13 protein-coding genes are annotated in these 12350 nt (G+C 43.5%); 1 reads left to right on the plus strand and 12 read right to left on the minus strand.

Annotation, left to right across the window (positions count from 1 at the left end; genetic code table 11):
• From PGW42_RS07260 to PGW42_RS07310, 11 genes are all read right to left on the minus strand, one after another.
• Positions 1–1161 (minus strand): sensor histidine kinase, encoded by a 1161-nt coding sequence (locus PGW42_RS07260; protein ID WP_270203141.1) that lies wholly within the window; start codon positions 1159–1161, stop codon positions 1–3.
• Positions 1148–1861, minus strand: coding sequence for a response regulator transcription factor (locus tag PGW42_RS07265; protein WP_008375063.1), 714 nt, complete (start codon positions 1859–1861; stop codon positions 1148–1150). Before PGW42_RS07265 ends, PGW42_RS07260 begins: the two co-directional genes overlap by 14 nt.
• Before the next feature lie 347 nt (positions 1862–2208).
• A complete protein-coding gene (locus tag PGW42_RS07270) occupies positions 2209–2340 on the minus strand; it encodes a hypothetical protein (protein ID WP_270203140.1) in 132 nt (43 codons plus the stop codon).
• A gap of 72 nt (positions 2341–2412) precedes the next feature.
• Positions 2413–3246, minus strand: coding sequence for a DUF5688 family protein (locus tag PGW42_RS07275; RefSeq protein WP_008375058.1), 834 nt, complete (start codon positions 3244–3246; stop codon positions 2413–2415).
• 251 nt (positions 3247–3497) lie between these two features.
• Complete coding sequence (gene efp, locus PGW42_RS07280) at positions 3498–4055, minus strand: elongation factor P (protein WP_270203139.1); 558 nt, start codon at positions 4053–4055, stop codon at positions 3498–3500.
• A 142-nt stretch (positions 4056–4197) separates the two neighbouring features.
• Positions 4198–5205 (minus strand): TRAP transporter substrate-binding protein, encoded by a 1008-nt coding sequence (locus tag PGW42_RS07285; protein ID WP_195250678.1) that lies wholly within the window; start codon positions 5203–5205, stop codon positions 4198–4200.
• Positions 5206–5216: 11 nt separating this feature from the next.
• Positions 5217–6506: a TRAP transporter large permease gene (locus PGW42_RS07290; protein WP_270203138.1), complete on the minus strand. Its 1290-nt coding sequence runs from the start codon at positions 6504–6506 to the stop codon at positions 5217–5219.
• Complete coding sequence (locus PGW42_RS07295; protein WP_055155619.1) at positions 6491–7006, minus strand: TRAP transporter small permease; 516 nt, start codon at positions 7004–7006, stop codon at positions 6491–6493. Before PGW42_RS07295 ends, PGW42_RS07290 begins: the two co-directional genes overlap by 16 nt.
• A 282-nt stretch (positions 7007–7288) precedes the next feature.
• The gene (gene aroD / locus PGW42_RS07300) at positions 7289–8053 is read right to left on the minus strand and encodes a type I 3-dehydroquinate dehydratase (protein ID WP_118198373.1); all 765 of its coding nucleotides are present in this window, start codon (positions 8051–8053) and stop codon (positions 7289–7291) included.
• A gap of 18 nt (positions 8054–8071) precedes the next feature.
• On the minus strand, positions 8072–9286 hold the full coding sequence (locus tag PGW42_RS07305; protein WP_008375049.1) for an MFS transporter: 1215 nt from the start codon (positions 9284–9286) through the stop codon (positions 8072–8074).
• Between the two features lie 72 nt (positions 9287–9358).
• Positions 9359–10237: a shikimate dehydrogenase gene (locus PGW42_RS07310; RefSeq protein WP_008375048.1), complete on the minus strand. Its 879-nt coding sequence runs from the start codon at positions 10235–10237 to the stop codon at positions 9359–9361.
• Positions 10238–10460: 223 nt separating this feature from the next.
• On the opposite strand from PGW42_RS07310, the gene PGW42_RS07315 reads away from it, so the two are divergent.
• Positions 10461–11345 (plus strand): LysR family transcriptional regulator, encoded by an 885-nt coding sequence (locus tag PGW42_RS07315; protein ID WP_270203137.1) that lies wholly within the window; start codon positions 10461–10463, stop codon positions 11343–11345.
• Here PGW42_RS07315 and PGW42_RS07320 read toward each other — a convergent pair.
• Positions 11342–12232 (minus strand): LysR family transcriptional regulator, encoded by an 891-nt coding sequence (locus PGW42_RS07320; protein WP_117556097.1) that lies wholly within the window; start codon positions 12230–12232, stop codon positions 11342–11344. The genes PGW42_RS07315 and PGW42_RS07320 overlap by 4 nt on opposite strands.
• Positions 12233–12350 lie beyond the last annotated feature (118 nt).

Here is a 12350-nt window from a genome sequence, read left to right on the forward strand (position 1 = left end):
TTACGAAATCGTAAGATTTATTTCTTCCTGTGCATGATCTTTTGCGATCATCTTCGGCAGTATAAACTGGAAGGTTGTCGCCTCCTCCAAGCCGCTTCGATCCACAACCTTCAGTGTTCCCTGATGGAGCGTGACAATTTCCCTTGCCAAATGCAGACCAATTCCGATTCCACTTCCCTGTTCCATCTGGTAGAAACGGTCAAAAATCAGCTCTCTTTTCTCTTCTTTAATCCGTTTTCCCCGATTGGTGATATACAGCTTATAATAGTCCGTATCTTCTTTCAGCAGAATCTGAATCAGGCTTCCTGTATCTGCATATTCTACGGCATTTTTCAGTACATTTTCCATTGCCTCTTTCAGCCAGAATCCGTCGCAGGAAAGCAGGCATTCTTTTGGAACATCCATTTCAAATCCAACTCCTTTTTCTTCCGCTAAAGGCTGTGTTCTGTCTATACATTCTTCGATCAGTCCGGTCAGATTTTCTTTTTTCCGCTTTATCCAGATTTTCCCGGAATCAATCTGCGCAAGCCTAAGAAGCACGATCGTCATATCGGACATCCATTGCACCTTTTTCACACAGTCTTCCAGCTTCTGATACCGTTTTTCATCCTCTTCTGTCACAAGAAGCACCTCCAGATTCAGAAGTGTTCCCGCGATCGGTGTTTTTAGCTGATGGGAAATATTTTCCATGTAAGTTCCCATTTTCTGCCGGTCACGATGCAGAAATTCTTTTTCTTCCGCCAGCTTTGCTTCCAGTTCCCTGTCTTTTTCTGCCAATTGATTATCCAGTGCTTTTTTCCGTCTTTTCTCCATGTGCAGTTCTGTCAGCAGACCAACAATGCAGATGATGCCGATCGCAGCCACAAACACACCTATTCCGTAACTTCGGATTCTCTTTTCCAGCCAGATTTTTCCTGTCTCTTCATACCCTGCCTCTTTCAATGCCTCGCAGCCCTTCTGATATGCTTCTTCATCCGGTTCTGTAAAGGCAGAAACCGTTCTGTCTTTTTCTGTCTGTCCGATCCAGGAAACAACCTGTCTTTCATAATTTTCTGCAAGAATATTCTGGTATCCATAAAAAGCCAGCAATATCAAAAGAAAAATCAGAGTCCATTTTCCCGGTATTCTCCATTTCTCCGTCTTTCTCTCAGATCTCATCATACACATCCTCAGCTTTCAGCGTCCATGCATAACCAACTCCACGCTTTGTCTCAATCGGATCCTGCTCATTTTCTGCAGTCAGCTTCTTTCTCAGCCTGTTCATATGTACAGACAAGGTATTGTCATCGATATAATTTTCATTGAAATCCCAGATAGTGTCCAACAGGAACTCCCTCGCAACAAGATTCGGTGCGTTTGCAAGAAGGCTGCACAGAATCTGATATTCGGTCCTTGTAAGATCGATTCGGACACCATCCTTCTGCAAAATCTGCTTCTGCAAATCCAGTTCATATTCTCCGCTTTTGATTCCTTTTTTCACTTTCTTGCCGTTTTGCATACCGGTACGTCGCAGCAAAGCCTTGATTCTCGCAATAAATTCAAATGTGCGGAAAGGCTTGATCACATAGTCATTTGCTCCCGCTTCAAATCCTTCTACGATAAATTCTTCACTGTCATAGGCTGATAAGAAAAGAATGGGATTGTCTGTATATCTGCGGATCTCCCTGCAGAGCATGATTCCGTTCCCGTCTGGCAGCTTCATATCCAGTACATACAGCATATATTCTTCTCCTCGAATCCTTACGAGTGCTTCGCTACAAGACTTCGCTGCAACCGCATTCCATCCCTTTAGTTCCAGGATGTCTACGATTCCCTGTCTTACCAGGTCGTCATCTTCAATTACTAAAATTTCTGTGTTCATGCTCGGAATTCCTTTCTTTATTTCTATTGTATGATTACGTAAGCTGACTCCTACTTGATTCGTATGCTTTGTACACCATCTCGCTTAACAGCCAGGTGATGTACATTCGCAAAATACAGATTCTTGTGCAAGCACAAATCTGCACTTGGCTCATCGTATACACAAAAAGGTGCCGCAAACCTGCGACACCTCTTTAAGTCTTCTTCAAATGATTATCCAGCAGGCGTGCGCTTCTCCTGCATCTCTCAGGTTTCCCCTGTCTATACCATCGGCGTGTGGATCGCACGAAATCTTCCACCTTAGATAATCATATGAATGAATTTTTCTCTACATTCAGTATATCAATATTATTCTCTTTTGTAAAGAATTTTCTTGTTGCGCAGCAGCCTGTTCCATTCCTTATCATCTATTTTCATAAATGTGATAATTGAATTTTTGTAGTCCAGATTATCCTTTGATGTAATCAAACGTAAAACCATTTTAAATACTTCTTTAACTTCCTTAATTTCCCTGTCAATTTTCCCTACTCTATACACGTTTATAATCTATCCCTACTTCGCCACGATCCGAATCTCCTCCCCATCAAAGTAATACACGGAATCCGAAAGCACTTCCTCCGGTGCCACTCCGGTCTGATTGATCTCTTTTACCATTTCCTGCATCCGCTCCGGCTCCAGTCCAAAGCTTTCCGGCACCAATATCACTTCATGGATACTGCTTGGCAGGATATAGAAATCCCCTCTGATCATCCCCCTGACCTTTTCCCGGAAATCCGGATACCGCATCACTGCTGCCCCCAGACTGCACTGCTCGTTCGTCGCCACATACATAAAGCGCACAATCTGCCGGATCTGCACCGGATAGATCCGCGGTGTATTCTTCTCGGCAAGACGGCGGATTTCTTCCTTTTCCACACGCCAGTACCGCAGATGCTCGTTGCGGATCTGGATCGCCGCCGAGCCAAAGCGTGTGTTGTCTATCTGGATATAATAGACCACTGCCAGATCCAGGAACGGCTCATAAGGAATCTGCTTTAACAGTTCTTCGTTTGCATCCCGCCGGATCAGCTTGTACACGATATGCTCTTTTACATGATTAAAATCAAACAGATTCTGACAATCACAGGTCTTCTTCACCCGTATCTCCTGATAAATACTGCAAATGGAATCCGCCAGATCCGGTACCTGCTGCCCCTTCAGGTACTTCTGGTAAAATTCCTCCAGATAGATCGTCGGTGCAAGGTTGCTGTCCTCCTGCTTAAAAAGAATCCCTGTTCTTCTGGTTCCATTATTCTTCGTCACGGTGTACAACTCCGTCCTCACCTGCGCATCTACCTGTCCTCTGATCTCGCATAACATAGCATTCATAAATTCTGTATAATTCATCCGTTCTCCTTCCAGAAAGCCATGCGCCGCAAAGAACCTTTTCTGCCATCTTAAGGCAGCTTATGATTTGAATATCACCTGCATTCAAGCAGGTGTGTACTGCCAATTATATCTGCCCTTTTTTCAGATTACAAGAACATTCTTTTCCCCTCCAAAATGGTATTGACATGCAAAAAAGCCGAGAGCATGAGGACTTGCCTCTGCTTTCGGCTTTTATCTCTGTCTTAATTTTGTGAATTATGACGAAAGGATTATGCTCTTGAGCTGTATTCTCCTGTACGGGTATCAATTTTGATTCTGTCACCCTGGTTAACGAAAAGAGGTACGAGAACACTTGCTCCTGTCTCAACAACAGCCGGTTTTGTAGCACCTGTAGCTGTGTCACCTTTTACGCCCGGCTCTGTCTCTGTAACTTCAAGTTCCACACTGATCGGCGGTTCAATAGAAAATACGTTACCTTCATGTGAACATACCTTAACCATCTCGTTCTCTTTTACAAACTTGAGGGAATCTCCTACTGTATCTCCATCAACTGCGATCTGGTCGAATGTTTCAACATCCATGAAGTGATAGAGTTCACCATCAGAATACAGATACTGCATATCTTTTCTGTCGATATGAGCGGTATCGAATTTCTCTGTCGGACGGAAAGTCTTTTCTACTACACCACCACTGATGATGTTTTTAAGTTTTGTTCTAACGAAAGCCGCTCCCTTTCCCGGTTTTACATGCTGGAATTCCAGAATCTGATAAATGTTACCTTCGATCAGTACTGTAAGACCATTTCTAAAATCGCCTGCTGAAATCATTGTAATATCCTCCTTATATATGCCCTGGGGCATTCCTTTTACTTTTTATATACATTACTTATAATTCTATAATAAAAAACTCTATTTTTCAACAAAAAATTTCAATCAATTACAGATTTCCCTGATTTTCCGTATTTTTTTGCTATTTCATATAGGCATTATAGAGTTTTTTATCCACATTTTTCTCGATTTCATCGTAAACCGGCTGCACTGCCTCACGGATTTCTGCTCTCAGTTCATCACTAAGTGTAACAATCTGTGTTCCACTGTCCTCAATTACTTTGATCTTGTCTGCAATCCGGTCATCCGATGCCTGGCGAGCCTCTTCTTTGGCGATCTCAGCAGCTTCTACAAGGATTGCCTGCTTATCTTCCGGCAGATCCTGAAAAAATTCATCACTGACGATCATAGAGATCAGATGCGGCAGGTGATTGGTTTCCACCACATAATCCTGCTGTTCATAAAGCTTGTTGGATACGATAACCTCGTATGGATTCTCCTGGGCATCAATGGTTCCCTGCTGCAGCCCAATATACACCTCACTGAAACTCATCGGTGTCGGAGATGCTTTCAGTTTTTTCCAGAAATCCATATGGTGGGAATTCTCCATGGTACGGATCTTCTGTCCTTTAAAATCAGCCAATGATTCGACCTTTTTGTTCGTTGACATGACACGGAAGCCCTGGTCTGCATAGCCAAGGAGCTTGTACCCGCCATTCTCATAGACATCCTCCAGAAGCCCATAGAACTCCGGATTATCTACCTTTTCACGTACTTCATCAATCGTACTGAATCGGCACGGAATATCAAACACCGCAAGGTCCGGCATGAAGGTTACCTGCGGTGCGGTATTCTGGATCACAAACGGAATGTCCCCATCCTTACAGCTCTCCAGGAGCTCCCTGTCCCCTCCGATCGTACCGTTCGGATAGACCTGGATCTTCATCTTGCCATCACTTAATTCTTCTACTTCTTCCGCAAATTTTTCTGCATAGATCTGTGTTACGGTATCCTCCGGACTCGCCGTTGCAAGTGGCCATGCATATCGCTGTACTTCATCATCCGCAACCGTCTTTTTCTGGCATCCCGCACTGAGTGCAAGTGCCGCACACATTCCTGCCGCTACCGCCATTCTTACTGCTTTCTTCATGCTGCTACCTCCTATATCAGTGCCAGGCTGATCGCCGGGATAAATGTAATTAACAAAAGCGCAACAAGGAAGTAGTCGATCATTGGCATCGCATGTTTGGAAATCCGCATGATCGGGATATCTGTAAGCGAACTTGCCACAAATAAGTTAACCCCGATCGGCGGTGTTACAAATCCGATTGCAAGGTTGACAACCATCATGATTCCAAAGTGGATCGGATTCATGCCGACTGCTGTTACGATTGGCAGAAGGATTGGTGTCAGGATCAGGATTGCCGGTGTGGTATCCATGACCATTCCCACGATCAGAAGGAATACATTGATCACCAGAAGCAGGACGATCTTATTGGTAAAGTGCGTCAGGATCCAGGTGCTTACCATCTGTGGGATCTGCATCAGAGTCAGAACTCTTGAAAATGCAATCGATGCTGCAAGAATAAACATGATCGGTGCATAGGTGCGCACGCCTTCCACCAGTGCCGGCCAGATATCTTTAAACGTCATCGTCTTATAAATAAACAGGCTGACGATCAGTGCATAAAATACCGAAATGACTGCCGCTTCTGTCGGCGATGCGATTCCGGAATAGATGCATCCCAAAATGATAACCGGACTCAAAAGTGCCCAGAAGCTTTCTTTTAAAACCTTCAGAAGTCCTTTCTCATGAAGTTCCCCGACTACTTTCTGGATCTTTTCTTTGTCCTCTCCATTCTTTTTACAGTAATAAACTGCATAAACCATCAGAAGTCCACCGATCAGAAGTCCCGGAATGATCCCTGCGATAAACAGGTCACTTACTGATTCACCGGAAGCACTTCCGAACATGATAAACGGAATACTTGGTGGAATAATAACTCCAAGACCACCTGCCACGGCTACGATCGCCGCGGAAAAATCTTTATCGTATCCAAGCTCGATCAGAATCGGGATCGTCATACTTCCGACTGCTGCAACCGTCGCCGGTCCGGAGCCTGAGATTGCACCATAAAACAGACAGGTTACAATGACCGCACACGGCAGACCCGCTGTCAGATTTCCAAGAAAATAGGAAAATACATCAAATAATTTTTTGGAAATGCCGCCTCTTGCCATGATGATTCCGGAAAGTACGAACATCGGAACCGCAAGGAGCGGAAAGCTGTCAATTCCTCCCAGCATAGAACGGATCACAAACTGTCCGCTGGCTGTGAAGGATGGATCAAAAGCACCCGGAAGAACCGAAGCGATCGTAAGCGCGATCGATACCGGAATGGCAATGATCAGACAGATTACAAATAAGATAAATACTACTGCTGCCGGCATGCTTTTTCTCCTTTCTCATCTTTTTCTCTTACTACTTTTAATTCTGCAAACCACCGCTGGATAATACGGATCGCTACCAGGATAAAACTTACAAGCGGTGCTGCCTGCACATAATACATCGGGATGTGGCACGCCGGACTTACCTGTCCGCTCTCTACTGCTGACATCATATACTTAAACGCAAACGGTATCAGGTAAAGAAATACCATCAGTTCAAAGGTATGGTTGACCAGTTTAAAAAGTGCCTTCCCTCTTCGTGGGAAAATTGACACAAACTGTTCGATCTTAATGGAAATACATTTTTTTGTGCAATAGCTGACGCTCAAAAATCCCGACCATACAAACAGGTAACGGGTAATCTCCTCCGACCAGGACGGCGCTGAGCCGAGTACATATCTGGAAAACACCTGGATCCCCATGATCACTGTCATCAGGATCAGGCTTATCACCATAAAAAATTCTTCCAGATAGTTATCCAGCCAGATTACTGTTTTCTTCATTCTCATTTGCCCTCCATTCATGTAATCATACAAAAATGATATCAATTACCGAAGAATTTGTCTATTTTTTCTATTTGCTTTTATCTCTTTAAATAGCAAAATTTTCTATAATTTTTTCACTTTCAGAAATCGGTTAGTTTTTTAACAAAACCAGAATATGATAAAGGCCCGCAATCCACCGGAATCCCCGGTATGACTGCGGGTCTTTATCCTGCCTTTTTCACTCTTCATTCAGGTTAAACATAACGGATCCGCCACAGGACTTCTCCGGATGTTTCTTCACTAGATGCTCTTATCGATCAGAGTCAGGATTTCTCTTAAATCTGATGCATTCATCTGTCCAGGTGCAGAAGCTTTTCCTACTGCCCCGAAAGTAAGTGCTGAACCGAATACTTCACCGCACAGGCGGCTGATCAGTCCGGTACCTGCCATAGACATTGTAATGATCGGACGGTCTGCATGTTCTTCTGCCATTTCACGTGTTGCTTCAAGAAGTGTAAGTACATCCTTTTTGCACTGTGGCATTACTGCAATTTTCGGGATATCTGCGCCGAGTTCCTGCATTTTCACAAGGCGTCCTACGATATCGTCTTTGTCCGGTGTCTTATCGAAGTCATGGTTGGATGCAACGACTTTTACGCCGTGTGCATGCGCGCCTTCGATGATATCTTTTACAACTTCGTCCCCTGTAAATGCTTCTACATCCACAAGGTCAACCAGTCCTGTTGCTGCTGCTTTCTTGTTCAGCTCTGCATATGCGTCAGCTTCGATTGCTTTTTCGCCGCCTTCTTTGGAAGTACGGAATGTGAAAAGAATCGGAGTTTCGCCAAGTGCCGGACGAAGGTCTTTTAATACATCTTCAACCTGTGCGAAGTCAAATACACCTTCGAACCAGTCTACACGCCATTCTACAACATCAAGCGCAACATTCTCAAAAGATCTTGCTGCTGCAAGAATTTCTTCTTTTGTCTTTCCGACGATCGGTACACAGATTTTCGGTACTCCTTCACCGATCTTAACGCCACGAACTTCTACATATTTACTCATGTCTGTTTTCTCCTTTTTCTAGTTGTCAGCCTGAGCCTGTTCTACCATCTTAGTATAACGTAAGTTTACAAATAATCCAAGAAGGACTCCAACTGCTGTAAGAACAATATTCATAACCATAACCTGTGACGGCTGCATTTTGGATGCTGCTGTAAGGATGGTGTAGTTACACAGGGAAGATGCGATCATAACAAGTGCTGTTACAGTTCCTTTGATCTTCGGGAAAAGCATGTTGCATACAGAAGTTGCGATCTGAAGAAGTCCGCCTGCTCCTGCCCATCCGATCAGGAATGCACCTGCAATCATAAGTGTCTGGCTCTTTCCAACCAGAACAGCGATCATTGTTACAAGACAGATTACCGGGTATCCCAGGATAAATCTTACGTCTTTGATCTTTCTTGTTAAAAGTGCAGTTACAACGAGTGCAAGCATTGTTCCTGCTGAATAGTATGTCTGCATGATGGACGGATCAGCCCAGCCAACATTCTCTTTTGCAAAGTTCTGTGCACAGTTCAGCCATAACTGGAAGGTACCTGTACATGTGAATCCGATCAGGATCATTGCGATGGATTCTACAGAGAAATGGGTATGCTTTAAGCTGTCGATCAGGCCTTCTTTCTTTCCCGCTGCTTTCTGATCTGTATCCGGGAGTGGGAAGATCATAACCAGTACCAGAAGTACAAGATAAGCGATTCCACATGCATAGAACAGTGTGTTGTAAGAGGTTGCTCCTGTTGCTGTTGTAGCGACAGTTACACCAAGTACGAACGGTAAAAGCATCTGCGATACAGAAATAAAGAATTTGATCCCCATAGTTGCAACGCCCGGTGCTTTGTAAATGATTTCTGAAACAGCCGGGTAAATTCCTGTATCCAGGAAAGAGTTTGCGATACCACCAACGATTGCACAGATATATGCGATCTGGTATCCGCCATTTGTTCCTGCATTAAATGCAAGTGCAAGTCCGATCAGGTAGATTGCATAGGATCCACTACCGATCGCTGTTGAAATACGACGTCCGAGTTTGTCAGAAAGCGGTCCGGCGAACGGAAGCGCGATCAGACGTCCAAGTCCGAGTGCTGCTGAAATTGCAGTGATTGCCATAACTTCTACGCCCCAGGAAGCGGCAAGTGCTTCCTTGATGACTGCCTGTCCAAGGATGGAACATCCGACACCATGGATAAAGTAGTTTAAATAAAGGATCAGGGCGCTGGGTATGTATTTCTTATTCATCTCTTTTCCTCACATTCCTGTTTTTCAAATTTTTTCGATTTCTTCTTAAATTCAATACAAGCCTGCCGGGTATTAATCATCGTATCTGATGTTTAATACTTCTTTCATGTGTTCGATCGGCATTTCTTTTCCTGTCCAGAGTTTGAATGCTGCTGCTCCCTGGAATAACATCATTCCAAGACCGTTCATTGTCTTACATCCAACTTCTTTTGCCATAGAACGCATCTTTGTTTCCAGTGGTGAGTAAGGAACATCAATAACAATAAGTTCCGGACGGAAGAATGATTTATCCGGTACAACTGACATTCCTTCCAGTGGTTTCATACCAACACCTGTTCCGTTTACGAAGATGTATGAATCGTTCATTTCTTCTCTTAATTTTTCTTTGTCATCCAGATCGTAAAGAGTAGCTTTGCAATTTGTCTTTTCATTGATCTTTCTTACTGTTTCTTCAGCATTTGCCCAGAATTTATCATGAATATTGAAAATAGAGATTTCTTTTACGCCGTCAAGTGCAGCCTGGATTTCAATTGCTGTAGCAGCTCCGCCTGCGCCTGCGATTGTCATCTTCTTTCCGATCACATCGATATCGTTATCTTTTAATGCCTGCATGAATCCGATGCCGTCTGTGATGTGTCCTGTTAAAACACCATCTTCATTTACGATTGTGTTAACTGCTCCACAAAGCTCTGCTGCCGGAGATAATTTGTCCAGATACTGTCCAACAACTGTTTTATTTGGCATAGACACGTTAGATCCTACCATTTTCAGAGCACGAAGTCCTTTTACTGCATCTTCCAGTGTGCTGTTGTCAACTTCAAATGCAAGGTAAGCATAATCCAGTCCAAGGTAAGCAAATGCTTCATTATGCATTGCCGGTGAGCTTGAATGTCTGATTGGATAAGCCATAAGTCCGATAAGTTCTGTGTGTCCTGTAATTCTCTCTGCCATGATTTGTTCTCCTTTTCTTCTTCCATCGAAATTTATTTCTTTGTTCTTTGAGAATGTTTTTAACGTTTGCCCAATTTTTGTTAATTTTTAAACAACCTCTTGATAGTTAAATTATAGACGATATCATTTGATAGTTCAAATACATCTTATATGCGTTTTTGATAGCTTTTTAGCATCAGTTATGGTATGATTATTTTATATAATATAGAAAGGATTTTTTACCATGACGCTAAATCAGCTTGAATATTTCCAAAAAGTAGCAACCCTGCAGCATTTCCGACAGGCTGCAGAATTACTTAAGATCTCCCAGCCAAGCCTCAGCCGGTCCATGTCGCTTCTGGAAGAAGAACTTGGACTGATGCTTTTTGAACATCATGGACGCAATGTTGTCCTCACCAAATCCGGCCGCGCCTTCCTGGAACATGTCAACCGGATCCTCGAGGAGGTACATATTGCCGAGCATAAGATGAAGCAGCTTGCCGGAAGCGGCGGACATATTGATATCGCCTATGTATTTCCGCTGGCAAACTACTATATTCCGCATACAGTGCGATCCTTCCTGGATATAGACCGTAACAAGCATGTAACCTTCAATTTTAACCAAACGCACACTGCAGATATGATCCAGGAGCTCAAATCCGACCGCCACGATGTGATCTTTGGTTCTTTCGTTGCGGATGAACCGGATATTTCCTTTGTACCCATTCTGAACCAGAATATGGTTGTAATTACTCCAAAAGAACATCCTCTTGTCCAGAAAGAATCCGTCTGTTGCAGTGACCTTACCGACTATCCTCTGATCGGGTATGACCGCTATTCCGGACTCGGTGGCTTCACCCGTAACTTCTATAAAGAAAAGAAGCTGAAGGTAAACATCATCTGTGAGTGTCCGGATGAAAACGCAATTGCTGCCCTGGTTGCCGAAGATTTCGGAATCGCCCTTGTTGCCAGGGTCGATGCGGTTGATCAGGCAAATGTAACCGTACTCCCGCTTGCTGATGCAGACCTTACCCACACCGTTTATATGGGATACATCCGCGACAAATACCAGATTCCCGCTGTCAAACGTTTCATCCAGTTTGTCAAAAGAGATGGGAAGGCCTATTAAAGTGCCTTCCCATTGCTTTCTTTTACATATTCAATAAATTCTTTTACAACCGGCGCCAGATATTTTTCCTTCAGCTTCGCCAGATATATATAACGTTCATATGGTGGATTCTCAATATCCAGTACATCTACATTCAGATTTTTAAGTATAGGAATCTCCGGCATTACCGCAATTCCAAAATTTTCTGCCACAAGACCTGCCATCGATGCATCTTCCAGAATCTCATATGCTATCTTCGGCGTCCCTCCGGTCTGTTCAAACAACTGGTCGATCACCGGTCTGAGCCCGCTGTTCTTGGTGAAATATACCTGGGGATAAGGAAGTGTTTCCTTCAGATCAACAGATCCTCTTCCGGCAAGCTCATGGTCTCTTGGAACAACAACAACCAATTTTTCCTTAGCGATCGGTACAAAATCAATCCCGGATTCTTTTTCTTTTCGCGAGCAGAAAGCGATGTCATACTTCTCCTCTTTCAACCCCTGTATAATCTCTGTCGTATTTCCGACAGAAAAACGGAAATTCACATCCCAGTCTTCGTGTTCCTTCAAAAAACCGCCTACAAGCTGTGGAACAAATACACTTCCAAGCGTAAAAATATATGCGAGATCGATCACCCCGCCGGTGTCACTTGTCAACGCCCTTGTCTTTTTTACACCACTGTCCAGAATCTTTAAAGCTTCTTCTACATATTCCAGAAATACTTTTCCGTACTTTGTCAGTACAACGTTACGCCCTCTTTTTTCAAACAGGTTTGTCTCAAGCTCCTGCTCCAGCATACTGATGGCATGGCTAAGACTTGGCTGCGTAATGGACAGCATTTCCGCCGCTCTGGTATAGTGTTCTATATGTGCTAGTGTCACAAAGTAATGCAACTGATTCAGATTCATAAAACCATCACCCTCTTTCCTGTTCTTATATTAAACATAGCATAAATTATTTAATTATTCTATAGTTTTGTTTAAATTGTCTATCTTTTTCCTTTTCTCGTCTTCCTGGTATAATTTT

Source organism: Coprococcus sp. TM115-187 (assembly GCF_027679115.1).
GTDB classification, from domain to species: Bacteria; Bacillota; Clostridia; order Lachnospirales; family Lachnospiraceae; genus Allocoprococcus; species Allocoprococcus comes.

What these genes read in the sequence shown, in the direction of transcription:
- PGW42_RS07320 (WP_117556097.1), bottom strand. Translation starts at nt 12,232, where the DNA reads ATGAATCTGAATCAGTTGCATTACTTTGTGACACTAGCACATATAGAA.
- PGW42_RS07310 (WP_008375048.1), bottom strand. Translation starts at nt 10,237, where the DNA reads ATGGCAGAGAGAATTACAGGACACACAGAACTTATCGGACTTATGGCT.
- PGW42_RS07305 (WP_008375049.1), bottom strand. Translation starts at nt 9,286, where the DNA reads ATGAATAAGAAATACATACCCAGCGCCCTGATCCTTTATTTAAACTAC.
- efp (WP_270203139.1), bottom strand. Translation starts at nt 4,055, where the DNA reads ATGATTTCAGCAGGCGATTTTAGAAATGGTCTTACAGTACTGATCGAA.
- PGW42_RS07270 (WP_270203140.1), bottom strand. Translation starts at nt 2,340, where the DNA reads ATGGTTTTACGTTTGATTACATCAAAGGATAATCTGGACTACAAAAAT.
- PGW42_RS07260 (WP_270203141.1), bottom strand. Translation starts at nt 1,161, where the DNA reads ATGATGAGATCTGAGAGAAAGACGGAGAAATGGAGAATACCGGGAAAA.
- PGW42_RS07285 (WP_195250678.1), bottom strand. Translation starts at nt 5,205, where the DNA reads ATGAAGAAAGCAGTAAGAATGGCGGTAGCGGCAGGAATGTGTGCGGCA.
- PGW42_RS07295 (WP_055155619.1), bottom strand. Translation starts at nt 7,006, where the DNA reads ATGAAGAAAACAGTAATCTGGCTGGATAACTATCTGGAAGAATTTTTT.
- PGW42_RS07290 (WP_270203138.1), bottom strand. Translation starts at nt 6,506, where the DNA reads ATGCCGGCAGCAGTAGTATTTATCTTATTTGTAATCTGTCTGATCATT.
- aroD (WP_118198373.1), bottom strand. Translation starts at nt 8,053, where the DNA reads ATGAGTAAATATGTAGAAGTTCGTGGCGTTAAGATCGGTGAAGGAGTA.
- PGW42_RS07275 (WP_008375058.1), bottom strand. Translation starts at nt 3,246, where the DNA reads ATGAATTATACAGAATTTATGAATGCTATGTTATGCGAGATCAGAGGA.
- PGW42_RS07315 (WP_270203137.1), top strand. Translation starts at nt 10,461, where the DNA reads ATGACGCTAAATCAGCTTGAATATTTCCAAAAAGTAGCAACCCTGCAG.
- PGW42_RS07265 (WP_008375063.1), bottom strand. Translation starts at nt 1,861, where the DNA reads ATGAACACAGAAATTTTAGTAATTGAAGATGACGACCTGGTAAGACAG.